The sequence below is a fragment of the Gallibacter intestinalis genome (genome assembly GCF_014982745.1).
Lineage (GTDB): Bacteria > Bacillota > Clostridia > Peptostreptococcales > Anaerovoracaceae > Gallibacter > Gallibacter intestinalis.
Genome location: NZ_JADCKA010000001.1, coordinates 34,837 through 59,176, shown reverse-complemented (window position 1 = coordinate 59,176; position 24,340 = coordinate 34,837). Strand labels below are relative to the sequence as shown.

The following is a 24,340-nucleotide window of genomic DNA, read 5'->3' as shown; positions in this document are numbered from 1 at the left end:
TATTTGCCTCCTATTTTATACTTCTGAAATAAGAATCTATATAACTACCTATGGAATCTAATCCTGGGAATATTGATTTTTCGTTTATTCCCAACAAATCTAATTGCTTCATAATCCCTTTCTTACTTTTTGCAGGAATAACAACTTTAAATGCATATTTCTCATTTGAAAATTCTTCATTCGTTAAATGCATATAACTTTTCTTTTGTTCTATCTCATTATCCAATATAAAAGAACTTATCGGCCATAACATCATTCGGCTTGATTGTGCATTCATACGTTCATCAATATAATCAGGAACAAACAGTAATGGTCTGAACATCTCGTTACCCGGCTTCAATTCATCATCTTTCTGTTGAGAGATATAAAAATCAATAATCCACTTTTCATCATGTCCATTAAAGTTTTTTAATGTACAATTATTAAATCTAAAGCTATTTATTATCCAAATGATACCATCACTATTTATATTATCTTTACATGCAAAATATAAAGCCACTAATGGATTTGATGAAAAATCTAATAAACGAGTAGGTACTCCATAGTGTTGCGCATATTGCATCCAAAGTAAGTTATTATTTCCGCATACAGTTCGCAAATACGATGCTGCCTCTTGTTTAAATTTGTTTAAAGGCTCATCATATTCTGAAAGAGCATATCCTTTTCTTAAAATTTTAGGGGAAAGATTATAATCTTTATTACTCATTCCCCTAAATACAAAATCCACTTCAGGATGTAATGAACCATTAATAAGTGGTGTTGCTCCTCCATATTCGCTTTTCAATCCATGATATTTCTTTACTTTATTTATTATGCTTAACAATGCTTGTATTGATGTTACAAATTTACTATGTTTTATTTTCTGTGTATTACTCATACCTCTCCTTTTTTAATTCTTTCTGAGTTATTTCCAAACTGTGCAAACGCATTATCCGGAACTTTTGACCACAATTTTCTAATATCAAATTCATTTCTTTCCAGCATCTGGCTTTGATTACTGCTGTTCACAAATGCCCTTTTGTGATCATGTAATGTTCTTGTGCCCGTTAAATCCATCACGTTTCTTATATTACATGCTCTAACTAATTCGTCTTCAAGGTTTTTTACTTGCGGAATGCACCATACATCTTTTACTGCTGCACATTTTTTCAGTGTTTCTATATTCTTTTTCAACAACTCTACATCTTCTACATCTGTATCATATACAAGTATAACAGTAGTGTTAGGTTTCATTGTCCTTAACCAGTTCTTATTAATCTTTTTTTGTATAACATTTAATATATCTACTTTACCTGGTACTATTAACCCTAAATCAGTTTTTAAAGCATTAATTAGAATCTGTTCACTTTCCCCTTCAACAAAATATCTGTAAATAGCATTCTTGCTCATTTCTAAATCTCCTCATCAATCTCAAATATTTTGTTAAGATCCGGCGCTGTACAAAACAAATCATTTTCCACTGCGTTCTTCAGAGAATCTGTATTTCGTTTAAGATAATCAGAGGCATATACCGCTTCAGTTTTTGGAACACCATCAATTATCCTTCTTTTCAAGAAAGTAAAAGAATGTTTAGGAATGTTCATATCAAGTACATCAGAATTATGTGTTGTAAAGAAAACCTGTTTTCTATCTGACAATTTGTCGATAATAACGGAAATAATTGCTTTTTCTATATCGCTGTTAATATACGAAAACATTTCGTCACAATAATGAAAATCATGATATCCAAAGTTCATAGATGCAATTATATATGCAAGTTCAATACCTTCTTTAGTTCCACTGGACAAATAATTTTCACTCTGGATTTTCCCATTTTCTAACAATACTTTTTTATTAGATAAATAAATAATATATGCATTTTCTACATCTTCAATTTTTTTAATATCTTTTATCGACGGATCTAAAGTCGTCATTACTTTCTTTAAAACATCTAAGTATCGACTATCATTATCCCTTATGCTGTATGTATTTATCTTTCCTAACTCATCAAAAGGATAGGTAAAAAACCATCCACCTAAATCGATATCATCTACGGATACTTCTGTAAAAGAACCTTTATCTATGCGTTCTGCACAGGTTTCATAATTATCATTAGTATTAATCTTTGTCATTACTAATTTGATATCAATGTCTTCTTTAGTGTATTCATCTCCGTTTTTAGGATTAATATTCATTTCAAAACGATATAATATCGGTTCCTTTACCACAAAATCCAATGATAAATACGCTGGTTTGCTTACATCGTCAACTAAAGCAAAGAAACGTCTATATATTGTATCCGATATATAATTGGCAAAGTTCATTAATAGCTTGCCTATGGAAGTCTTGCCTGTGGCATTGCTACCCATAATAATGTTTAGTTTCTTATATCTAAAATTCTTTCTATCCTCTAAAAATTCGTTTGGAATCGATGAATTAACAATCTTTTTAGGATATGACATGTTCATATGAAAATCATTTAATGCATATAAATTGTCAACTTTCATGTCCATCAGTATCATTTTAACTCCTCCTCTTGCAATTTTGCACATATTATTTCGTAAATCGCGAACTAATATATGTTTATTATACACAAGTTTTTATCATTTTAAAAGTTGATTTTATTTTAATTTCATTTAAATTTCTCTATGTTTTAGCGAAAATTTTAACTGAATTTAAATTTTTTATTCTCACGGATTTTCCAAATTAAAAAGGCCACATATCGGTGACCTTTGCATTAATTATTCAAATCAACTCTACTACTTATTCTTTATACTTCCTCCAATAATGCCAATACACCAAGCTATACACCGGCAAATACAAAGCAAACAACACCAACAATGGCACCAGCATCGCAACAATATAGAGATTTTCCGTGATTTTAAATGCAATCATTCCCGTTATAATTGCTGCTGTTACAATGATGAATAATATGTTCAATACCTTTTCATTTACAATGCTGTTAATTATATTGTCGCGTTTTCTTTTGCTTTCTTCTTCACTTTCGTATTCTTTGCTGTTATCGCCCTGCTTTGCAATTAAAATTTCGCCAGCATTTATTATAAGCATAATTACTGTCAAAATTAAAAGTTTAATATTTCATATATCTCTTTCTCCTTAATTTCTTAGTGCAGTAATTGGCACTACATATACACCGTCCGGTCTACGAAACGCAGCATTTGACATACCGCATATAACGCATAGAAATTCTGGTTTTGAACCAGTCTCATTATCAAATGTTTCTTTTAAATCAATTAATTCCCTCGCTGCTTCTTCAATCTGATTAAATCCTACTTTTATCTCAAACATTCCCCATCTGCCATCGCTTAACTGAATAATTGCATCTGCTTCTCTTTCTTTTTCATCATGATAATGATAGATCTTCGCCCCATTACACTCGGCATATATTTTGAGATCATGTATGCATAAGGCTTCAAACAAATAGCCAAATGTGTTTAAATCTTGCATTAACATCTGTGGAGTCGCTCCTATGATTGCCGCAGCTAAAGATGGGTCTACAAAATGTCGCTTAGGTTTTTTTAATGACTTAACTGAAGATCGTAATTTATTTTCGAAAGCTGGCTGATCTTCAATTATAAACAATCGATTAAAACAATCTATATAATCATTAACCGTATTATAAGTCATATTGATAGTTTCATTTCTATCCTCTTGGTACTCTTCTATATCGCGCATAAGGCTTCTCTTCGACGTCATATTGCTTTCGGCTCTTCCCAAGGCACGTAATAGTGCCATTACTTTCTTGTAATCGCGTTTTTTGCCATCCATACGCTCCATATCATCAGGAATATTGTTTAAATAGTCTATAGATATTTTTTGTGCATCTTCTAATTGCAAGCTTTGTAAGCCTGGCCATCCTCCTCTGATTACATATCGAATTAAATCATCAAGTTCTACTTCCCCTGTCATTGTCATGACAGGCTTACCTTCAAACAATTCTGTTAACGATATGGCACCAGATGAATCCCCTGTTTCAAATAGTGACATAGTATTCATTTTAATACGCCCTATTCTACCACTGCCACCATGTAACTCACCTTTCATCATGGGAGTCGATGAACCCGTTAAAATATATTGCCCTTTTGCAGGCGTTTTATCTACTGCATATCTCACTGCATCCCATATACTAGGCACAACTTGCCATTCATCAATCAATTGAGGTTTTTCTCCATTTAAAACAAAAGTGGGATTTATTTCTGCCATCTGTTTATTTCTAAAATTGCCTTCTGGATCTCCTAAAAAGATCGCATCAGCTGCGTGATTCATAGAAGTCCAAGTTTTTCCACACCATTTTGGACCTTCTATGCATACTGCTCCATATATTTGCATAAGACGATTTATTTCTTTGTCAATCAATCTATTTTTATATTCTTTAGGCGTAAGCATATTGCGATTATCTCCTTTCACTTGGTACAATTATACCACATTTCATATGTCACTGATAACTTTTCGATGATTTCATTGATACTTTTTCGACGATTCCACTGATAATTTTTCGACAGTTTCACTGACAACTTTTCGACGATGCGTAGCAACCATTGCAATAGATCATTAAAAAAGGAACCAGACGCATCCGATTCCCCTAAGTACGCTCCGCAGATACGTACCGCAATTCATAAATATTATATTATATCACCCCATCATCCCGCAGTTGCTTTATCTTGGCAGCATCGTAGCCGAACACCTTCTTGAGCACCAATTCTGTGTCCTGTCCGGTCTTTGGGGCACCGCGCCATACCTTGCCTGGATTGTCCAAGAACTTAGGCATAACGCCGGTTCCTGTGATTTCCTTTCCTGAGTCTTCATCCTTCCACTTGATGGCATCGCCACGGGCGATAAAGTGGTCGTTTTCCAATAGATCTGCCAAAGTGTTTACCGCTGATGCTGGCACACGCTTCTTTCCAAACCTCTCTTCGATTTCAGCTGCAGTATGACCACGCATCCAGCCTCGGATACGCATATCCAGTTTTTTGCCCAGCTCCGAATTCATGGCAGCTGGGTCTACGCCGCATTCTTCGAAGGGATATTCTTCTGTGTCAAAGCCCATAACTTCCAGAGCTCGGTTATATAGTGGCTTTCCTAATGTACCCATGGCAACATATCTTCCGTCGCCGGTTTCGTACAAATCATATGGCGCATTGGTGAAGGCGTTGCCTGTTCTCTTTGGAAGCTCTCCGCTTACGGTATATGAAACCATAAAATGCCCCAGCAGAGCAGCATCCGCTTCAAACTGAGCCACATCTACCACATCGCCCTTGCCGGTTCTCCTGGCTCTAATATATGCAGCTAGCGCACCCAAAGCAGCAAACAACGCAGTGTGATAGTCGTTTAATGTCGGCTTAGTTATAGGATACATTTCTCCCTCTTCACCCTGTACGGACATAAAGCCGCTATATGCCTGTCCTATAACATCAAAAGATGGTCTGTCGCACACTTCCGGAATGCCGCCAAACTGTGGTCTGCCAAATCCGCTGACATGAACGATTACGATTTTAGGATTAGCTTCCCGTATCATTTCATCGGTTATACCCATCTTTTCAATCCAAACGAGATTTTCGACCCATATATCGCATTTTTTAATAAGCCCCAGGAAGATTTCTCTGGAGTCTTCATTTTTCATATCCATGTTGAGGGTGACGCTGAGTCTGTTGCGCGCCAGAGCTGCCCATGCCGGATAAACTCCATTTGTTCGGCCTTCAGCCTTTATCATGTCGCCGACGCCGGGACGCTCAATATGAATGACCTCGGCACCCATTTCTCCCAAGAGCTGTGCGGCATATGGTCCGCCAATTACATTTCCGCAAGAAAGCACACGCACTCCGCGAAGGGGCCCAAAGCCGGGAGTGAGTACGCTGCCTCGCTGTTTAACTTCCTTTTTATCTTTTATCTTGTCTTTTTCAGTCATGGTTCTTTCCTTTAAGCAAATATTGAGTTGTATACTCCAATGGCGATTACCAAAACGATTACTCCGATGGTTATGCCAACTACCAATTTACCCTGAGGCGTGTTGAACATATTTTTCATATATCTGTCTCCTTTGCCTGTCGCTTTTGTTTTTCTCTATACTGCCATGATATACTTTCGGCTTTGAGTTTTCAAGTCGCGGGAGTCGCAGCTTCCTCGTCCTTTAGCTGCTTTTCTGCCGCATTTCCTGCAGCTTCATCTTCCTTTTCTTTGGCTTCCTTAAATTCTATTTTAAATTCGTAGTCATCGGCATGATTTCCTCCTTAAACTGCAACATTCAATATGATATACTACAACCATGAAACTTTCAACACTATACGCTAAAACAAAACGTGCCGTTATGGAATACTGCATGATACAGCCCGGCGACCGCATAGCCGTGGGACTTTCAGGGGGAAAGGACAGCCTTGCCCTTCTTTTTGCGCTTTCAGGCCTCGCAAAGCAGCCAGATATGAATTTTGAACTTAACGCCGTCATGGTGGATATGGGATTTGAAGGCTTTGACTCTACACCGCTAGCGAATTTCTGCGATTCCATCGGTGTGCCTTTTACCTGTGTAAAAACAGAACTTGGCAAGGTCATATTTGAAGAAAGAAAGGAACAAAGCCCATGCTCCATGTGCGCCAAAATGCGCCGAGGCATATTAAACCGCACTCTTAAAGAGCTTAACTGCGGCAAACTGGCTTTAGGACATCACAGAGATGATTTTATCAACACCTGGCTTTTATCCCTTCTTCGGGAAGGCAGATTTCATACTATGCAGCCGGTTTCATATATGTCCGATGCCGGTATAACTTTAGTGCGACCGTTACTTTATGTAACAGAAGATGAAATCAAACAGCTTACCGCAGAGAAAAAACTGCCTGTAGTAAAACAGCCGTGCCCTGTAGACGGTGTCACGGACCGGGCAAAGACCGCAGAGCTTATTTGCGAAATAAAAAAATCCTTCCCCGATTGCGAGGAAAGATTTTTCAGTGCCCTTAAGGGAGCAGACTTTTTCTCAAAATAGTTCGCTACAACTCAATACATTTTGCAAGATATTCATTGTCATCCATGCGGTCTGTTGTGACCGCTCTTTTTATGGCTTCGCCCATGGTTCTCGCCGCCAGAGTTCCAACGGTGTTGATGTCTGCTGTTACTTTTCCTACAGAAACCGCATATATGCTATCCCCGTCTGCTGTTGTTCCCACGGGAAGTATACATCTTGAATAGGCATTTCGTGTCATGGAAGCCACCTTGTTCATGTCCCCTTTAGAAAGTCCCGCATTTGTTATGATGATGCCGATGGTGGTGTTCTTACCCTGCTGCGGATTTTCATCGCCACCGGAAAAACCTGCAATAGCGCCGGCATACATTCCTTCCTCGATACCTGCAAAGGCCCTTCTGTCTTCAGTGGTCATCCCCGCCAGCTGCTGTCCAGAGTCATAATCAAATATATCTCCCAGAGCGTTTACCGTCACCGCTGCAGTGACTATTAGCTCGCCCAGCTTATATGTGCATATGCCAAAGCCTGATTTCTGAGATCTTGCCATGGTAGTCAGCTTTCCCACCGTTGCCCCTGTACCGGCTCCGATACTGCCGCAGAGGTCGTTTCCTGCCACTGCATTTTGGCAGGCTTCATAACCCATGGCAATATCAGGTCTCACATCGCTTTTACCTATGGAAAGATCATAAATGCAGGATTGGCAAACCAGCGGCACCTTGGCATAGCCTGTGTCAAAGCCTATACCCTGCTCTTCCAGATATTTTGCTGCGCCGCATCCCGCTTCAAGTCCGAAGGCTGAACCACCGGAAAGTATAACGGCGTTTATATCCTGACAAGCCATCTTCGGATTCAGCAAAGGTGTTTCTCTGGAAGCAGGACCACCACCGCTGATGTCGATTCCGGCAACTGCCCTTCCTTCAAATACAAAGGCTGTCACTCCTGTCATGGCATCGTAATCCTGGGCATGTCCTATTTTGACCCCGGAAAGTTCTGCTACGCTGACTTCCTTTATTCCCATTTTATCTATATCCTTCATCTGAATTCTCCTTTTATATACGCATATGATATTATCAGCATTTCATAGGGATATAATATCACATTTGGACATAAAAAAGCCGCCCGATTTGGGCGGCCCTTAGGCTCCTTAGCCTTCAATGGCGATGTACTGATCTTTGTTTTCCAGTTTTTTCATTTCCTGCTTTGGAACTGACAGTCTCAAAATACCGTCTTCAAATTTAGCAGTTATGTCTTCCTGTTTTACGGAATCTCCCACATAGAAGCTTCTGCTCATTGCTCCGGCATATCTTTCCTGACGGATAAATCTGCCTTCGTTGTCCTTCTGATCTCTGTTCAGGCCCTTTTCTGCGGATATTGTCAGGAAACCGTTTTCCAGTTTAGCCTTTACTTCATCCTTCTTGAATCCCGGCAGGTCAATGTCCAGCTCATAGCTTCCGTCCTTTTCTCTGATATCAGTCTTCATCAGGTTCTTACCGTGTTTTCCGAAAAGCGGATTTCTCTTACCGAAAAATTCCTCTTCAGTAGGAAATCTGAAATCCATCAGATCATCAAATAAGCTTTCTCCGAAAATTCTTGGCATCAACATAAGTCATATCCCCTTTCTATCTTTCTTATTCTTATTCATTTTTTCTTCCTTATTCATACTTCATATGATCTCTTTCTTTCTACAATTATGTTATAGCACTTTTTGTTAGCACTGTAAAGAGGTGAGTGCTAATTTATTTTAAAAAATTTTCCCTGCTTCCTTTTGCAGGGAAAAATATCATGTTACAGCCATCATATTATACAGCTTCATCAGCCTTATATCATCCTTGGAGATCTTTAAGGACCTGATTAGTTCCTCGTCCTCCTTTAACTTCTTTTTGGAAAAGAGCATCTTTGCAGCTATGGGCATCATCGGTCTTGATGAAAAACCGTTAAACAATCCCCACTTTTTATCCGAATCAAGATATGAAGCTAATATCTGGGCGCTGGCCTTTTCCATAGGCATATCCTGGTTTGTCAGTGCGATATTTGTCACCGCATCGTAATGCTCTATATATCCCCAGTATGTGTTTTCGCAGTTCTTGTAATTGTCAAAGTCCTTAAAGTTCATGTACATCATTATTTTGTACTTTCTCTCATCGGCCTTAGAAAGCACATCAAATACACACCTCATAAGACTGTTGCTCCTGCCGTCAAAGAGATATGAATAAAACTGTGAAGTGTCTGTAAAGAAAGCTGGATTATTACCCGGTGCTCTTAGTTCCGTTCTTTCCGGGCGCACATAAAGAAGCTGCTCCACATGAACTCTCAAGGCATCGGCAATGTCATAAAGAGTTGCGATGTCCACTGTGATCTCACCCTTTTCATATTTGGAAACCGTGGACTGACTTTTGCAAATTACTTCTGCCAGCTCGTTTAGAGTCATACCTCTTTTCTTTCTGGCTCCTCTTATCAGCTTTCCTATTTCCGTGTTTATATCAGGCATATTTTACCGCCTTTCCTGAAAATCAAATTTTATCTGTTTTTTTAAGTATTTTCTTTCACTATTTAAAATATATCATATAAGGAATGTTTTTTCTATTTTAACTCAAGTTTTCTTATAAAAAATCCATTTTCACGACATTTGCCACTCTTTGACCTTCAACCCAACTTCCTTTATCCTTGATTACAGAAGGAAAAAGATTAAAACGTTTATATAAAAGGAGGAAAAGGTAATGTATGATTTTGACAAAATAGTGGAAAGAAGAAATACAAACGCCATGAACACAGACGGCTTCAGACAGTACATCTTCCACGATGACGGAACAATGACTTTCCCGTTTAAGGACGAAGAGTTCGTGAGAATGTGGGTTGCCGATATGGAATTTGAAACTCCTGAGGTTATCAGAAACGCCATGAAGGACCGCATCGACAAGGGCATTTTCGGATACACTAAGGTTTTCGATCCTGAATACTACAAGGCATTTGAGGGCTGGTGTAACAGAAGATACGGATGGACATTCCCGAAGGAACAGCTTGTAACTTCTCCTGGTATCATCCCTGCCCTATACGAACTTGTAGGCTACATTACTGCCCCTGACGAAAAGGTGCTTGCCGTGACTCCATCCTATGCTTACTTTAAACACGCAGCTGACTTTAACGGTCGCGAGCTGGTATGCTCTGACTTAATCAATAAGGACGGCTACTACACAATGGATATGGATGACCTTGCCGCAAAGGCAGCCGATCCGAAAACCACCCTTTGCATCTTCTGTAACCCTCATAACCCTACCGGCAGAGTTTGGACTGAAGATGAGCTAAAAGCCTTCGGCGACATATGCGAAAAAAATAATCTATGGGTCATCTCCGATGAAATCCACTGTGACCTAACAAGAAAAGGTATGCAGCACACTCCTCTGGGAAAGGTAATGCCTGACTACGGTCGCCTCGTAACCTGCATGGCACCAAGTAAAACCTTCAATATGGCCGGTCTGATGTTTTCAAATGTTATAATCCGTGACAGCGGTCTTATGGCAACATGGAAAGCCCGTCACTACGATTTTGAAAATCCTATCAGTATAGCCGCTGCCCAGGCAGCCTACCAGCACGGTGAAGACTGGCTCAACGAGCTCCATGATTACCTTGACAAGAACTTTGCTTTCACCGGCGAATTCTTAAAGGAAAATCTTCCTGATGCAAAGTATCAGGTTTCTGAAGCAACTTATCTGGCATGGGTTGATCTTAGCGCATACTTTACTCCAGATGAAGATCTGCCTATGTTCTTTGCAAACGAAGCAGGCGTGCTCCTCGAAGGCGGCGATATGTTCGTACAGAACTCCGATTGTTTTATAAGGCTTAACCTAGCTTGCCCGAAATCTGTCCTCGAAGAAGGCTTAAAGCGCATAGCAAAGGCTACGCTTAATAAATAACCTCATTAAATAGCAGTATACTTTCTAAAAGAAGCCTAAATAGCCGGGCTTCTTTTTATTGATTTTTTATTTATTCACCCTTTTAAATCCCTCCCATTTAGAGTAAAATTGTATTGCTTTAGTCTGTCCTAACATATATACTGACAGACAGCAAACAAAGGAAAGGATTTACAAAATGGTATTAAAAGACCTTGAAATAGGACAAAGCGCCGTCATAACCTCCGTGGGAGGCGACGGTCCTTTAAGACAGCATTTCCTCGATATGGGACTCATCCCTGGGGCAATGGTTACCCTTGTAAAATATGCACCTATGGGAGATCCTATGGAAGTGCGCGTCCACGGCTACGAGCTCACCTTAAGACTTGCGGAAGCGGAAAGCATCGAAATTGCTAAACCTTCCCATAAAGACAGTGCAGCAGTCGAGGACATAACCGGAAGCAATGAAAAAAGCACAGATAAATCCGGTCACATACACAGAGAACATCCCGGTCTCGGTGAAGGTGGCAGATATCATGTGACAGCAGGAGAAAATCCCCTTCCTGAAGGCAGCAATATAACATTTGCCCTTGCGGGAAATCAAAACTGTGGTAAAACCACTCTGTTCAATCAGCTTACCGGCTCAAATCAACATGTGGGAAACTTTCCTGGCGTTACCGTTGACAGAAAAAGCGGCAGCATCAAAGGACACCCGGAAACGGAGATCACAGATCTTCCAGGCATATACTCCATGTCACCCTACAGCCGCGAGGAAATTGTCACCCGACAGTTTATAATCGACGAAAAGCCGGACTGCATCATAAACATAGTCGATGCCACAAATATAGAGCGTAATCTCTATCTTTCCATGCAGCTTATGGAACTGGACATCCCTGTGGTGCTGGCTCTAAACATGATGGACGAGCTTCGCGGTAACGGCGGCTCCATTCACATCAATGAAATGGAAGAAGCTCTGGGTATCCCTGTGGTTCCTATTTCCGCAGTGAGAAACGAAGGAGTCGAAGAGCTTGTCCGCCATGCAATACACATAGCAAAATACAACGAAAAGCCAGGTAGAACAGACTTCTGCGGGCAGGATGACAACGGTGGTGCAGTTCACAGATGTCTTCACGGCATAATGCACCTGATTGAAGACCATGCCCAGGCGGCAGGACTTCCTCTGAGATTTGCCTCCACGAAAGTAATTGAAGGAGACCAACAGATTATAGATGCCCTTTCCCTTTCACAGAACGAAAAGGATATGATTGAGCATATCATCTGCCAGATGGAAGAGGAACGAGGCCTTGACAGAGCGGCCGCCATTGCGGATATGAGATTTTCCTTTATTGAGGCTCTGGTGGAAAAGACCGTGGTAAAGCCTCGAGAAAGCAAGGAGCATATTAGAAGCCGCAAGATAGATAAGATACTCACAGGTAAATATACAGCCATCCCTTCATTTATAGTTATAATGGGAGTTATCTTCTGGCTGACCTTTAATGTAATCGGCGCCTGGCTGCAGGAACTTTTAGATACTGGCATCGGATATCTGACGGAAGCAACCGATGCAGCGCTCACCGGCTGGGGTGCCAACGATGCAATTCATTCACTGATTATCGACGGTATTTTCAGCGGTGTGGGAAGTGTGTTGAGCTTCTTGCCTGTTATAGTAACTCTGTTTTTCTTCCTTTCTCTTTTGGAAGATACCGGTTACATGGCGAGAATCGCCTTTGTCATGGATAAGCTGCTGCGAAAGCTTGGACTTTCTGGCAGAAGTATAGTGCCTATGCTTTTAGGTTTCGGATGCAGCGTTCCTAGTATTATGGCAAGCAGAACTCTACCTTCTGAACGAGACAGAAAGATGACAGTTATACTGATACCCTTTATGAGTTGTTCTGCGAAGCTACCTATTTACGGTTTTCTCACAAACGCCTTCTTCCCGGATTATGCGGGCTTGATAATGGTCGGTCTGTATTTCCTGGGAATCATCGTAGGTATCATCACAGCTCTGATTTCCAAGAGCAGTGTATTTAAGGGAGAAGCGGTGCCTTTCGTTATGGAACTTCCTAACTACAGGCTACCGGCGGCCAAAAATGTCGGACATCTGCTGTGGGATAAGGCAAAGGATTTCCTGCAGAGAGCATTCACAATTATATTTGTTGCTACCATAGTAATCTGGTTCCTGCAGAATTTCGATCTGCACCTTAACATGGTTACAGACTCTCAGAACAGCATCCTTGCCGCTGTAGCAGGCATCATCGCTCCGCTGTTCATACCGCTTGGGCTCGGCGACTGGAGAATCTCCACAGCCCTCATTACGGGATTTATGGCAAAGGAAAGCGTTGTATCCACTATGACCGTGCTCTTTGGAGATTCTGCAGGCTTAACTCAGGTTTTATCCCCTGTGGCAGCGGCATCTCTGCTCGTTTTCTGCCTGCTCTACACACCATGTGTAGCAGCTATCGCTTCCATAAAACGAGAGCTGGGCGGCAAATGGGCCTTTGGCATAGTCATAGGCCAATGCCTCATAGCATGGATATGCGCATTTATTGTACACAGCATCGGAATGCTGATATAAACTATTCCCACATATTTTTATATGTGGGATTTTTTCATAAAAGCATCTTATTTCATAATTCTTATGTTATAATTCGAGTACTAATATTTTTCTCGTGATTTTCTCGTGATTTACTTGTTGCTTTTTATTTGGAACTATAATTTATCGTTGAAAATTACACGATATTATATATATTTTTTCTCGCGGTTTTCTCGTGATTTAATAAATGAGGTTACAATATGCATACAGATCAGCAAAGAATAAATAGCATAAAAAACAAACTTGAACAACTTAAAATGAAATTATTATGTCCTTATTTAGATATCTTGGCCTTTCCGAACGCCAAGGCGAAGGAGGTCCTAGTATATTCCAAAATGCTATTGATAACGAATACCGAGAGCCACAAATAAATACAAATCTCGAAAGTACTACATTAACATTATGGCATGTCGATTTATTAGAATCACACCCTGAACTTACACCTGACGAAAAAGAAGTATTTATATATCTTAATAAGCACGGACTAAGTAAATCAAAGGAACTTCAGTCCGCGCTAGGAATGACAGAATATAAAGTCAGAAAATCAATTAATTCATTAAAAGAAAAAGAATTAGTTACATCGTTAGGCGATGGACGTTCTACAAAATATACAATTAGCAACCCTAGGCACATTATCACTCTTATGCAATCAACCTTAAACCAATTTCGTCAAGAGCTTCACTAAATATAACTGAAGGATATAGATTATTGATGGTAAATATCCTTCAGGAAAATTTTAATTTTAAGGGCATTTTTCATTGAACAGATACCCGCATATCATTATAATAGAAAGGTAAGCGAAAAATTATTAAGGAGATTAAAAATGCTGACATTAAAAGATATACATTGGCAGCTTCCCGGAGGCGAAGAAATCCTCAAAGGCATTTCCTTTTCCCTGGAGCCGGGCAAGCTCAAGGTAATAACAGGACCTAACGGAAGCGGTAAGACTTCCCTGGCCAAAATCATTGCAGGCCTCGAAACACCTACTTCCGGAACCATAGATATGGATGGCACCGATATCACAGGATGGGATATCACCGAAAGAGCCAAAGCAGGTATAGGCTTTGCATTCCAGCAGCCTGTAAGCTTTAAGGGACTTACAGTAAGAAACCTTCTGGAAATTGCAGCAGGCAGACATCTTGACGAAGACACACTGTGCTACATCTTTGAACATGTGGGGCTGTGCTTTGGCGAATACATCGACAGACATATGGATGACAAGCTGTCCGGCGGTGAGAGAAAGAGGATAGAAATCGCTACAGTTCTTGCAAGGGATGCAAAATACTTAGTATTTGACGAACCTGAAGCAGGTATCGACCTGTGGAGCTTCTCAAACCTCATTAACACTTTCCAGAGACTCAAAGAAACTGGAAAGCATGCCATGATGGTTATATCCCATCAGGAGAGAATCCTGGAAATCGCCGACGAGATTATCGTAGTGGCCGACGGACAGGTGAGAACTTCCGGAACTTCCGATATTCTCCCGCAGCTTTTGGCTGACGAAAAGGGTCCTTGGTGCCCTCTGAGAAAGGATGTGTAAAATGAATTCCATTACAGAAAAATTCCTGCACATGATTTCCGATTATAAGGAAATGTGGAACAGTTCATACTATATTCGTGAGGACGGCGGATGTGCCGGCACACAGAGCACAAAAAATGTAAGCCTTAAGCCTATTCCAGGTGGCGGCGGACTTGAAATCAAAGTTGAGCCAGGTACAAAGGGTGAAAATATTTACATTCCTGCCTGCGTTACCCACGGTAACATGGACGATATAGTTCACAACGACTTTTACATCGGAGAAGATGCTGATGTTACAATCGTAGCAGGCTGCGGTGTCCACAACGACGACCACGAAGATGCTCGCCACAACGGTATTCATCGTTTCTTCCTTGCCAAGGGTGCAAAGGTTCGCTACGAAGAAAAACATGTGGGCTCTGGCGAAACTGACGGCAAAAAGATTATAGACCCTGTTACCGATGTTTTCCTTGAGGAAAACGCAGTTATGCAGATGGATACAATCCAGATTGGCGGCGTTGATAAAACCATAAGAAGAACTAACGCAGAGCTTAAGAAAGGTGCAAAGCTGATAATACACGAAAGCATTCTCACAGAGCATGAGCAGACTGCTGAAACAGAATTCCATGTGGATATGCAGGAACCTGATTCCACAGTTGATTTGGTTTCCCGTTCCGTGGCAAAGGATGAGTCTTATCAGAACTACCATTCCGTGATCAAGGGCAACACAAGATGCACAGGTCACTCAGAATGTGACGCCATACTCATGGGCAACGGCAAGGTAAACGCTTCTCCTGAACTGTTTGCTGGCGACATTGACGCCTCACTGATTCACGAAGCGGCCATCGGTAAAATCGCCGGTGAGCAGATTATAAAGCTCCGTACCCTGGGTCTTACAGAAGAAGAAGCGGAAGCAAAAATTATCGAAGGCTTCCTGACAGGATATCAGATGTAAAATCTAATATTTAATGAACAGCAAAACAGCAGCCATTTAAAGCTGCTGTTTTTTTGAATTAGGCTATTTATTATACTTCCATTTAAGGAGCAATGCCGAATTTATTATTACAAAGACCGAGCCTGCGTTATGCACCAGAGCACCGACCACTGGATTAAGTATTCCGGTTATGGCCAGTATAATTGCAACAAAGTTAAGTAGCATTGAAAAGGTGAGATTGCATTTTATTGTAATCATCATCCTTTTAGCCAGTCTTAAAAGGTGCGGAAGTTCTCTTATTTCATCATTTACCAGAGCTATATCTGCAGCATCTACGGCAATATCACTGCCTACACCTCCCATGGCTATACCCACAAAGGCTTTTCTGAGAGCAGGTGCATCGTTGATACCGTCGCCAATCATACACACTTGCCGTTTGCTTTGTTGATGTTCTTCTATAAAACCAAGCTTGTCCTCTGGAGTGCAGTCAAAATGTACTTCCCCGATTCCCGCCTGAGCTGCTATCACATTGGCAGCCATTTTATGATCTCCCGTAAGAAGTACAGGGTTTACTCCGGCTTTTTCTATTTCTTTTATGGTAGTTGCTGCATCTTCTCTTAAAGTGTCGGAAAGAGCGACAATGCCTGCTGCATTACCGTCAACACCGACGAATATAATGCTGCAGCCTTCTTCCTTTGCTTTATCTGCATCAGTTATCATATCCATAGACAGATTTATGCCTTCTTCAGCCATAAATTCCTCATTACCTGCTATGATACTGTAACCTGAAACATCTGCCTTAACACCTCTGCCCGGAATCATCTCAAAGTTTTCAGCTTTAGGTACATCACACTTATATCCTTCCACTACAGCCTTACCCAAAGGGTGCTCTGATCTTTTTTCCGCAGCAGCGGTCAGAGCATGGATGTCATCATCCGATATGCCAGTCAGATAGCTTTTTACCATAGTCACCTTAGGTTGTCCGTAAGTCAGCGTTCCTGTTTTATCAAAGGTTATATATGATACAGATGCAAGCCTCTCCAGGGCATCCCCTTCCTTTACGAGAAAACCGTGTTTTGTACCGTTACCAATAGCGGCCATTATCGCCGTCGGCGTTGCCAAAACTAAGGCACACGGGCAAAATACAACCAATATTGTCACAGCTCTGATAATTTCTCCAGTCACCGCCCATGTTATAACAGCAGAGCTTAGAGCTATCACCACAATCCATGTGGCCCATCTGTCCGCCAAATTGACGATTTTTGCCTTCCCCGCATCGGCGGATTGAACAAGTCTTATCATTCTCTGAATAGAACTGTCCTCTCCGACTTTTTCTGCTTTCATATCAAAGGAGCCAAATCTGTTTACAGTTCCCGAAAAAACTTCATCTCCTTCTTCCTTATCAACCGGCAAGGATTCTCCTGTCATTACCGCCTGGTCCACGGAGGTTTTTCCGGAAATTATGCTTCCATCCACGGCTATGGTTTCTCCTGGAAGGACTCTTAAAATATCTCCTGCCATCACTTCCTCTGCCGGTATGATTTCTTCGCCACTATTCGTAACACGCCTTGCGGTACGAGGTGTCAGATGCACAAGTTTTTCTATGCCCGCTCTTGCCCTCGCAACGGTAAGCTCCTCCAAAAGTCCTCCTATTTGCATGATAAAAGCGACTTCCCCTGCAGCAAAGTCCTCTCCGATTATTACAGAAGCTATAAGGGCGATAGAAACAAGAACATCGGCCTTTATATCAAAGGCGGTTATAAGACCTATTACAGCTTCCGCTATAATAGGCAGGCCGCATAAGATTATGGCTACCCATGCTATATCAAAAGGAAGGTCCACCACATCAAATATACTTAAAAGAAGTGCTATACCTGAAATAACAAGGAAGGTTACATCTTTTTTCGTGCCTCCCCATTCCAACAGGGTTTCAACTTTCTCTATCATATCCCATTACCTCTCTGCAACAACATTTTAATTGTATTAGTTTCGACTAACTTATATGTTTATTATACCTATAGGGGTATTGGTTGTCAATGTACAAAAAATAACAGGCTCTCACGAAGCCCGTTATCTTTTATGATTGCCATATTTTATTTCATATTTGCAAATCTTTCCACTGCAGTGGTGAATTGTTCTATTGTCTTATCAACATCTCCATGTTCAATACCATCCCTTACACAATGCTTGATATGACCTTCCAAAACAACTTGTCCTGCCTTGTGCAGTGCGGATTTAGCTGCATTTATCAAAGCCAAAATATCTTCACAGGGTACATCTTCCTCTATCATTCTGTCCAAAGCCTGCACCTGTCCTATTATCTTATGAAATCTTCTATGAAGATTAGGCGTATCCATACATTGTCTCATATCTTTCCTCCTTAACCGATCAATATACCTATATCGGTATATATCCGATTATGCCTTTATCCATTTCCCATGTCAAGGGTGCGGAAGGCTTATCATCCTACATCCTGGGCATCCTCGCCGGCTGCTTCCTCCTGTGTAATGAGTCTATTGAGCTTTTTCATTTCTGGCACAATAAAGAATGCAACTATCACTGCTGAAAGTGTATCCGCCACCGGAGCTGCAAAGAGTATACCGTTCAAGCCAAAGAATCTTGGCAGGATTAAAATCAGCGGTATTAAAAGCAGCAGCTGACGCAGCATGGAAAGTATCGAAGCCTTAAGGGGCTGTCCAGTAGCCTGGAAATAATTTGTGGATACAATCTGAAATCCTGCAAAGAATATCGTAAACAGATATATTCTCAGACATTTAACGGCAAAATCCGAAAATGCTGCATTGTCGTTGCCAAATATTGAGATAATCTGTTCCGGAAACAACTGGCAAACTATCCAAAATACAAATATCGACAATGTGGCCGAAGCTGCAGCCATCTTGTATGTCTTGCGCAGTCTCTTAAACTGTCTTGCACCTCTGTTAAAGCCCAGTATAGGCTGAGCTCCTATACCGATACCTATACCGAAGGCCGCCATAATCATGGCTATTTTCATAACTACACCCATGGCCGAAAGAGCTGCATCTCCTCCGATTTCCGATCTGTCGCCGTAAAATACCAGCGAATTGTTCATAACCACCTGCATGATACATGCCACAGACTGAGTTATACCTGAAGAGATTCCCAATGTCAGGAATCTCTTGACCCTTCTTGGGTTAGGCATCATATATTTTTTCTTAAGCCTCATATGGAGAGGGTTTTTATTCTTCCTCACAAAGTAAATTGTAAGCACCAGGAAGGATATAAATTGGGATGTTATCGTCGCTATGGCAGCACCTTTAACTCCCCATCCGAATACAAAGATATATATCGGGTCCAGTATGGTGTTTAAAATCGCACCTATAAGAACTCCGTACATGGAAAGTCTCGGATGTCCGTCGGTTCTCGCCATATTGGAAAGGACTATGCTCAGCAGGTTAAAAGGAGTTCCCAAAAGCACAATGCCCGTATAGTCCTTGGCATATGGCATTATCTTTTCAGTGGCACCGAAAAACGGCAGATAATCTTCAAGAAATATAAGTCCAACAACCATGATTACTATACCAACCACGGCAGTTACGGAGAAAGCGTTGTTAAGAGTTCTGACAGCTTCCTCTTCCCTTCTTTCTCCCAGTCTTATGGCCGCATAGGCACTGGCGCCGGCGCCTATAAGAGTTGCAAAGGCCAGCAATATGGTCATTATCGGGAAAGCAACAGTTGTAGCAGCGTTACCAAGATAGCCCACACCCTGACCTATAAATATCTGGTCAACAATGTTGTACACTGAGTTTATCAGACAGCCGATAATTGCCGGTATAGAAAAGCTTATAAGCAGGCTTTTTATCGGCTTATACCCTAGCGGATTTCTTTCTCTTTCCATACTATTGCTCTCCTTTCTTTTCTTCCTCATTCATCTTGCATATGGCAGCGCCTGTGTGCTCCGCCATTTTCTCCAAACCTTTGTAAATGGTCATCGCCTCTTCTTCCGAAAAGTTGTCCATCATTTGACTAATCCATTTATCTCGGATTTCATAGACATAATCTATTACTTCCTTTGCTTTGTCCGTTGTTTTTAAGCGCTTTAGCCTTCTATCCTTGGCATCGGTTTCCTGGGTAATATAGCCTTCTGCGAGAAGCTTATTTACTGCCTTTGTCACCGTAGCTTTATCAAAGGCTCCGGTTCGAGCCAAATCGTACATGGATATTCCCGGATTTTCTGCAATTCTCAAGAGAAAGAACTGCTGTCCTCCGCCCAAATTGAACTTTTTTAGTTTCAGCTGAAAATACCTATTGGTATCACGCTTCATCATCGATATATATTTTAAAAGCGAGCTGTAATTATTAGCCGTCATTTTATTTCCTCCATGTTAAAAATTTGTTGACTGGTCAACCAACTTCACTAGAATACAACTTTTTAGTTGGTTAGTCAACTATTTTTTTGACATAATCGAACTTTGTGATATACTTGGTTAGGTAAGGTTAACTAACAGAAAGGAGCCGTCCATGAAACAGCATAGATTCTGGGCCTGGGCATCCATATTCTGCATGTTTATGGTCATGCTCACGGGGTATAAAAGAAAATAACAGTGAAAAACCGGATGGATCAAATTGGTCCGTCCGGTTTTTACAGAAAATTAAGACCGGATTTATGTAGTACAATAGAAATTAAAGAAATTGACAAAACCAGATGACTGATATTAACGGACGTAAGGAGACGATACCAATGAATACAATGAGACGATTTATCGGATTTTATAAACCATATAAGACGGTATTTTTTCTGGATTTGATTTGTGCCACAATAATAAGCATCATCGATTTGGCATACCCTCAAATACTCAGAACATCTACAAATACTCTCTTTACAGGCGATAGCGGATATATTCTTAAGATGCTCATCCCAATCGGAATTGGGCTTTTTATCATGTATGTGGTACAGGGCCTGTGCAGATACTATGTAAGCTACCAGGGACATATGATGGGCGCCAACATGGAAAGGGATATGCGTCAGCAGCTTTTCGACCATTATGAAAAACTGTCATTTTCCTACTACGATAAAAACAATTCCGGACAGATGATGAGTAAGCTTGTGTCAGACCTTTTTGACATAGCCGAATTTGCCCATCACGGCCCGGAAAATCTGTTTATTTCCATTATTAAAATAGTAGGGTCCTTTGTGTTCCTTTTCCTTATAAACTGGATGCTTGCCATTCCTCTTTTGGTTCTCGTTGTCGTTATGTTCATTTTCAGCCTGAGCCAGAATAAAAGAATGCAGGAGACATTTATGGAAAACCGTCGCAAAATCGGCGATGTAAATGTTTCTCTTCAAGACACCCTTGCAGGTATTCGTGTGGTGCAGTCCTTTGCCAATGAAGATATGGAGCGCCGCAAATTCAAACGCAGCAACCATGGATTTTTAAGATCCAAAAACGATAACTACAGATGCATGGGAACATTTATGGGTACAAACACCTTCTTCCAGGGAATGATGTACTTCGTGACATTTGTATTCGGCGGCGTACTGATTGCCAAGGGTTACATGGATGCAGTGGATCTCGCCATGTATGCCCTTTACATCGGAATATTTATAAGCCCGATACAGATACTTGTTGAGCTTACGGAAATGATGCAAAAGGGAATGTCAGGCTTTAAGCGTTTCCTTGAGGTTATGGATACAGAACCGGATATTCAGGATGCACCGGACGCGCAGCCTCTAGAAGATGTCAGAGGAGATGTAAGCTATGAGAATGTTTCCTTCCGCTACGAGGGAGAAGAGGAATCCGTACTTCAGAACATCTCATTTAACATACCTGCCGGTCGCTCTGTGGCCCTTGTGGGACCTTCCGGCGGCGGAAAGACGACCATCTGCTCTCTGCTTCCGAGATTTTACGATGTAACCGGCGGCAAGATCACCATCGACGGCAAGGATATCCGCACGCTGCAGCTTAAAAGCCTGCGAAATCATATAGGCATAGTGCAGCAGGATGTATATATGTTCTACGGCACCATAAAAGACAATATCGCCTACGGCCGTCCGAACGCTTCCATGGATGAGATAATTGCAGCAGCCAAGAGAGCAAATATACACGACTTTATAAGCCAGCTGCCTGAGGGCTACGATACCTTTGTGGGAGAGCGAGGCACAAGGCTTTCCGGAGGTCAAAAGCAGAGAATATCCATAGCCAGGGTATTCCTTAAAAACCCTCCTATCCTTATCTTGGATGAAGCCACCAGCGCCCTTGATAACGAAAGCGAAAGACATATCCAAAAGAGCCTCGAAGAGCTTGCCAAGGATAGAACTACAATTACAATAGCTCATCGTCTTTCCACAGTGCGAAACGCCGATGAAATAATCGTAATCGACGAAGAGGGCATAAGGGAAAGAGGTACTCACAAAGACCTTTTGGAAAAGAACGGACTTTACGCATATTACTACAATATGCAGTTTGAAGGTCTTGAATAGTTTAATCATTACAAATATCAAGCACGAAAAAAGCGGCCACTGGCTGCTCTTTTCGTGTTTTGTTTTTGTTTTGTTGTCTATACATTTATAGAGGACTTATGTTTTCTCTGTGTATTTCGAAACTATTAAATATTTAATATCAATTTACGATTTTATTGTCAACGGGTTAGAGTTCTAGCGCCGTTAAAGCCGCCCCTATGGCTCCTGTAAGCTGCGCCTGCTGCGGCACAACCACCTTTTTGCCGAGAGCTTCTCCCATAGCTCTTACAACGCCTCCGTTTCTGGCCACACCGCCTACCATTACGACCTCATCCTGTATGCCGATCCTCTTGGCAAGGCTTGCCACTCTTTTAGCAACGGAATTATGAATGCCTGCAACGATATCTTCCTTGCTGACATTTGCCGAAAGGTGGGATATGACCTCAGATTCAGCGAAGACTGTGCATGTATTGCTGATAGACACCGGATCTTCCGCTGCCGCGTCCAGCTTCTCAAGATTTGAAATCTCGGTTTCCAGCACCTTGGCCATAACGTCAAGGAATCTGCCAGTACCAGCCGCGCACTTATCATTCATAACAAAGTTGTCCATCTTGCCTTTGGCGTTTAGCTTAATCGCCTTGGCATCCTGGCCGCCAATATCTATTATGGTTCTTACGCCAGGTATGAGGAACACGACACCCTTTGTGTGACATGAAAGTTCACTAGGCTGTTTATCTGCACCCTCGTACTGCTGTCTTCCGTAACCTGTGGCTACAATTTTACTGAATTCCGATTTTTCTATACCGCAGGCTGCTGTAAGTTCCGCTTCAAGTTTACGCGGTCCGCTGGTCCCCGTACCGGATGGGATTACAGCCGATGCCACTATATTCTTGTTTTCGTCCATTACAACGCCCTTGCAGGCGGTGGATCCTATGTCAATTCCCAATACATACACTGCTCCCGCTTTCTCCTTTCTTTTTTTACCGCATTAGTTCTTGCAGTTAGGCGCTTCTCCTGTTTCCAGATGTGTTTTGATGTTTCCAAGAGAAGTTGAAACCAGATTGTCCACTGCTGTTTCAGTAAAGAACGCATAGTGACCGGTCATTCTTACATTTTCCATGTTCATAAGCTTTTCAACCGGTGTGCCCTTAATCTTATCAAGGTCAACATTCTGGTTAACGTAGATAGCTTCACATTCCAGTACATCCATACCAGCTCCCTTGAGGAAACCGCTTTCCAGATGAGGAATAAGCGCTTCTATATCGATGAGAGCTCCACGGCCCGTATTTATGATAATTGAGCCCGGCTTCATCAGCTTGATATTATCTGCGTTGATAAGGTGGTATGTTGCGTCCACCAGAGGCAGATGCAAAGATACGATATCAGACTTGCCCAGCAGTTCTTCAAGGCTGTCAGTATAAGTGAGCACTTTTTCAGCTTCCGGATTCTTAACAAGGTCGTATCCGATAACTTCTGCACCCAGACCCTTAAACAGCTTCGCTGCTGTGCTTCCGATAAAACCTGTACCAACGATACCAACTGTGCAGCTTCTCATTTCCTTGGAAAGCACAGGCTTTTCCCATTTGAAGTTGCCCAGTTCCTGTTTCTTTTCAATGGCCTTAATGTTTCTTAATAGTACCATTGCATGAGTTACAGCCATTTCTGCGATGGCATGAGGTGAATATCTAGGAACGTTTGTGATGGTAACATCGTATTTTCTTGCAAGTTCCAGGTCAAACATATCAACGCCGGCAGTTCTTGAAGCGATATGCTTAATGCCGTATTCGTTGAGCTTTTTGTAGATTTCTTCATCCTTCATAGGTGGCACCTGACATGTAGTTACCGCATCGTAGCCCTTTGTCATTTCCACTGATTCAGGGGTAAGAAGTCCGTCATAGAGTTTAACTTCGATACCTGTTTCATCCATCCATTTTGTGAACGCTTCCATTTCATATGGTTCAACGTTGTATGCAAAAATTTTCATATTATCTCCCTCTTAACGCGGGCCGGCTTTAATATACC

At 41.4% G+C, this 24,340-nt stretch carries 22 protein-coding genes; 7 read left to right on the top strand and 15 right to left on the bottom strand.

Annotated features, from left to right (window positions below; translation table 11 throughout):
* Positions 1-10 precede the first annotated feature (10 nt).
* The 6 genes from INF20_RS00250 to INF20_RS00225 all read right to left on the bottom strand — a co-directional run bounded on the left by INF20_RS00250 (position 11) and on the right by INF20_RS00225 (position 5,905).
* Entirely contained in the window at positions 11-877 is an 867-nt protein-coding gene (locus tag INF20_RS00250; RefSeq protein ID WP_226384391.1) for an FRG domain-containing protein, read from the bottom strand.
* On the bottom strand, positions 874-1,389 hold the full coding sequence (locus tag INF20_RS00245) for a toprim domain-containing protein (protein ID WP_226384390.1): 516 nt from the start codon (positions 1,387-1,389) through the stop codon (positions 874-876). The genes INF20_RS00250 and INF20_RS00245 overlap by 4 nt, the downstream gene beginning before the upstream one ends.
* A gap of 2 nt (positions 1,390-1,391) precedes the next feature.
* Entirely contained in the window at positions 1,392-2,501 is a 1,110-nt protein-coding gene (locus INF20_RS00240; protein ID WP_226384389.1) for an ATP-binding protein, read from the bottom strand.
* A gap of 241 nt (positions 2,502-2,742) precedes the next feature.
* Positions 2,743-3,048 (bottom strand): hypothetical protein, encoded by a 306-nt coding sequence (locus INF20_RS00235; RefSeq protein WP_226384388.1) that lies wholly within the window; start codon positions 3,046-3,048, stop codon positions 2,743-2,745.
* Positions 3,049-3,096: 48 nt separating this feature from the next.
* On the bottom strand, positions 3,097-4,386 hold the full coding sequence (locus INF20_RS00230) for an ATP-binding protein (RefSeq protein ID WP_226384387.1): 1,290 nt from the start codon (positions 4,384-4,386) through the stop codon (positions 3,097-3,099).
* A 241-nt stretch (positions 4,387-4,627) separates the two neighbouring features.
* Positions 4,628-5,905, bottom strand: a complete 1,278-nt coding sequence (locus INF20_RS00225; protein ID WP_226384386.1) for a CaiB/BaiF CoA transferase family protein — start codon at positions 5,903-5,905, stop codon at positions 4,628-4,630.
* 357 nt (positions 5,906-6,262) lie between these two features.
* On the opposite strand from INF20_RS00225, the gene INF20_RS00220 reads away from it, so the two are divergent.
* The gene (locus INF20_RS00220; protein WP_226384385.1) at positions 6,263-6,973 is read left to right on the top strand and encodes a tRNA lysidine(34) synthetase; all 711 of its coding nucleotides are present in this window, start codon (positions 6,263-6,265) and stop codon (positions 6,971-6,973) included.
* A gap of 4 nt (positions 6,974-6,977) precedes the next feature.
* Here the strand turns inward: INF20_RS00220 and INF20_RS00215 are convergent, their stop codons facing one another.
* From INF20_RS00215 to INF20_RS00205, 3 genes are all read right to left on the bottom strand, one after another.
* Positions 6,978-7,985, bottom strand: coding sequence for a P1 family peptidase (locus INF20_RS00215; RefSeq protein ID WP_226384384.1), 1,008 nt, complete (start codon positions 7,983-7,985; stop codon positions 6,978-6,980).
* A 108-nt stretch (positions 7,986-8,093) separates the two neighbouring features.
* Positions 8,094-8,552, bottom strand: a complete 459-nt coding sequence (locus INF20_RS00210) for an Hsp20/alpha crystallin family protein (RefSeq protein ID WP_226384383.1) — start codon at positions 8,550-8,552, stop codon at positions 8,094-8,096.
* Positions 8,553-8,729: 177 nt separating this feature from the next.
* Complete coding sequence (locus INF20_RS00205) at positions 8,730-9,437, bottom strand: helix-turn-helix domain-containing protein (protein WP_226384382.1); 708 nt, start codon at positions 9,435-9,437, stop codon at positions 8,730-8,732.
* 229 nt (positions 9,438-9,666) lie between these two features.
* Between INF20_RS00205 and INF20_RS00200 the strand changes: the two genes are divergently transcribed.
* The 5 genes from INF20_RS00200 (at position 9,667) to INF20_RS00180 (ending at position 15,900) form a co-directional block, all read left to right on the top strand.
* The gene (locus INF20_RS00200; RefSeq protein ID WP_226384381.1) at positions 9,667-10,860 is read left to right on the top strand and encodes a MalY/PatB family protein; all 1,194 of its coding nucleotides are present in this window, start codon (positions 9,667-9,669) and stop codon (positions 10,858-10,860) included.
* A gap of 175 nt (positions 10,861-11,035) precedes the next feature.
* Positions 11,036-13,411: a ferrous iron transport protein B gene (gene feoB, locus INF20_RS00195; protein ID WP_226384380.1), complete on the top strand. Its 2,376-nt coding sequence runs from the start codon at positions 11,036-11,038 to the stop codon at positions 13,409-13,411.
* Positions 13,412-13,697: 286 nt separating this feature from the next.
* A complete protein-coding gene (locus INF20_RS00190) occupies positions 13,698-14,114 on the top strand; it encodes a helix-turn-helix domain-containing protein (RefSeq protein ID WP_226384379.1) in 417 nt (138 codons plus the stop codon).
* Positions 14,115-14,252: 138 nt separating this feature from the next.
* Positions 14,253-14,969, top strand: a complete 717-nt coding sequence (locus INF20_RS00185; protein WP_226384378.1) for an ABC transporter ATP-binding protein — start codon at positions 14,253-14,255, stop codon at positions 14,967-14,969.
* A gap of 1 nt (position 14,970) precedes the next feature.
* Positions 14,971-15,900, top strand: a complete 930-nt coding sequence (locus INF20_RS00180; RefSeq protein WP_226384377.1) for a SufB/SufD family protein — start codon at positions 14,971-14,973, stop codon at positions 15,898-15,900.
* Positions 15,901-15,963: 63 nt separating this feature from the next.
* On the opposite strand, the gene INF20_RS00175 is transcribed toward INF20_RS00180, so the two are convergent.
* The 4 genes from INF20_RS00175 to INF20_RS00160 form a co-directional block, all read right to left on the bottom strand.
* Entirely contained in the window at positions 15,964-17,826 is a 1,863-nt protein-coding gene (locus tag INF20_RS00175; protein ID WP_226384376.1) for a heavy metal translocating P-type ATPase, read from the bottom strand.
* A gap of 146 nt (positions 17,827-17,972) precedes the next feature.
* On the bottom strand, positions 17,973-18,248 hold the full coding sequence (locus tag INF20_RS00170; RefSeq protein WP_226384375.1) for a metal-sensing transcriptional repressor: 276 nt from the start codon (positions 18,246-18,248) through the stop codon (positions 17,973-17,975).
* 92 nt (positions 18,249-18,340) lie between these two features.
* Entirely contained in the window at positions 18,341-19,756 is a 1,416-nt protein-coding gene (locus tag INF20_RS00165; RefSeq protein WP_226384374.1) for an MATE family efflux transporter, read from the bottom strand.
* Between the two features lies 1 nt (position 19,757).
* Complete coding sequence (locus INF20_RS00160) at positions 19,758-20,228, bottom strand: MarR family winged helix-turn-helix transcriptional regulator (protein ID WP_226384373.1); 471 nt, start codon at positions 20,226-20,228, stop codon at positions 19,758-19,760.
* A 371-nt stretch (positions 20,229-20,599) separates the two neighbouring features.
* On the opposite strand from INF20_RS00160, the gene INF20_RS00155 reads away from it, so the two are divergent.
* A complete protein-coding gene (locus INF20_RS00155) occupies positions 20,600-22,339 on the top strand; it encodes an ABC transporter ATP-binding protein (RefSeq protein ID WP_226384372.1) in 1,740 nt (579 codons plus the stop codon).
* A gap of 166 nt (positions 22,340-22,505) precedes the next feature.
* Here INF20_RS00155 and INF20_RS00150 read toward each other — a convergent pair whose 3' ends face one another.
* Entirely contained in the window at positions 22,506-23,273 is a 768-nt protein-coding gene (locus INF20_RS00150; protein ID WP_226384371.1) for an acyl-CoA dehydratase activase, read from the bottom strand.
* A 33-nt stretch (positions 23,274-23,306) separates the two neighbouring features.
* Positions 23,307-24,302, bottom strand: a complete 996-nt coding sequence (locus INF20_RS00145; RefSeq protein WP_226384370.1) for a D-2-hydroxyacid dehydrogenase — start codon at positions 24,300-24,302, stop codon at positions 23,307-23,309.
* Between the last annotated feature and the right edge of the window lie 38 nt (positions 24,303-24,340).

Excerpts from the sequence above, each read along its gene's own strand:
- INF20_RS00250 (WP_226384391.1), bottom strand. The coding sequence starts at position 877 with ATGAGTAATACACAGAAAATAAAACATAGTAAATTTGTAACATCAATA.
- INF20_RS00245 (WP_226384390.1), bottom strand. The coding sequence starts at position 1,389 with ATGAGCAAGAATGCTATTTACAGATATTTTGTTGAAGGGGAAAGTGAA.
- INF20_RS00240 (WP_226384389.1), bottom strand. The coding sequence starts at position 2,501 with ATGATACTGATGGACATGAAAGTTGACAATTTATATGCATTAAATGAT.
- INF20_RS00235 (WP_226384388.1), bottom strand. The coding sequence starts at position 3,048 with ATGCTTATAATAAATGCTGGCGAAATTTTAATTGCAAAGCAGGGCGAT.
- INF20_RS00230 (WP_226384387.1), bottom strand. The coding sequence starts at position 4,386 with ATGCTTACGCCTAAAGAATATAAAAATAGATTGATTGACAAAGAAATA.
- INF20_RS00225 (WP_226384386.1), bottom strand. The coding sequence starts at position 5,905 with ATGACTGAAAAAGACAAGATAAAAGATAAAAAGGAAGTTAAACAGCGA.
- INF20_RS00220 (WP_226384385.1), top strand. The coding sequence starts at position 6,263 with ATGAAACTTTCAACACTATACGCTAAAACAAAACGTGCCGTTATGGAA.
- INF20_RS00215 (WP_226384384.1), bottom strand. The coding sequence starts at position 7,985 with ATGAAGGATATAGATAAAATGGGAATAAAGGAAGTCAGCGTAGCAGAA.
- INF20_RS00210 (WP_226384383.1), bottom strand. The coding sequence starts at position 8,552 with ATGTTGATGCCAAGAATTTTCGGAGAAAGCTTATTTGATGATCTGATG.
- INF20_RS00205 (WP_226384382.1), bottom strand. The coding sequence starts at position 9,437 with ATGCCTGATATAAACACGGAAATAGGAAAGCTGATAAGAGGAGCCAGA.
- INF20_RS00200 (WP_226384381.1), top strand. The coding sequence starts at position 9,667 with ATGTATGATTTTGACAAAATAGTGGAAAGAAGAAATACAAACGCCATG.
- feoB (WP_226384380.1), top strand. The coding sequence starts at position 11,036 with ATGGTATTAAAAGACCTTGAAATAGGACAAAGCGCCGTCATAACCTCC.
- INF20_RS00190 (WP_226384379.1), top strand. The coding sequence starts at position 13,698 with ATGTCCTTATTTAGATATCTTGGCCTTTCCGAACGCCAAGGCGAAGGA.
- INF20_RS00185 (WP_226384378.1), top strand. The coding sequence starts at position 14,253 with ATGCTGACATTAAAAGATATACATTGGCAGCTTCCCGGAGGCGAAGAA.
- INF20_RS00180 (WP_226384377.1), top strand. The coding sequence starts at position 14,971 with ATGAATTCCATTACAGAAAAATTCCTGCACATGATTTCCGATTATAAG.
- INF20_RS00175 (WP_226384376.1), bottom strand. The coding sequence starts at position 17,826 with ATGATAGAGAAAGTTGAAACCCTGTTGGAATGGGGAGGCACGAAAAAA.
- INF20_RS00170 (WP_226384375.1), bottom strand. The coding sequence starts at position 18,248 with ATGAGACAATGTATGGATACGCCTAATCTTCATAGAAGATTTCATAAG.
- INF20_RS00165 (WP_226384374.1), bottom strand. The coding sequence starts at position 19,756 with ATGGAAAGAGAAAGAAATCCGCTAGGGTATAAGCCGATAAAAAGCCTG.
- INF20_RS00160 (WP_226384373.1), bottom strand. The coding sequence starts at position 20,228 with ATGACGGCTAATAATTACAGCTCGCTTTTAAAATATATATCGATGATG.
- INF20_RS00155 (WP_226384372.1), top strand. The coding sequence starts at position 20,600 with ATGAATACAATGAGACGATTTATCGGATTTTATAAACCATATAAGACG.
- INF20_RS00145 (WP_226384370.1), bottom strand. The coding sequence starts at position 24,302 with ATGAAAATTTTTGCATACAACGTTGAACCATATGAAATGGAAGCGTTC.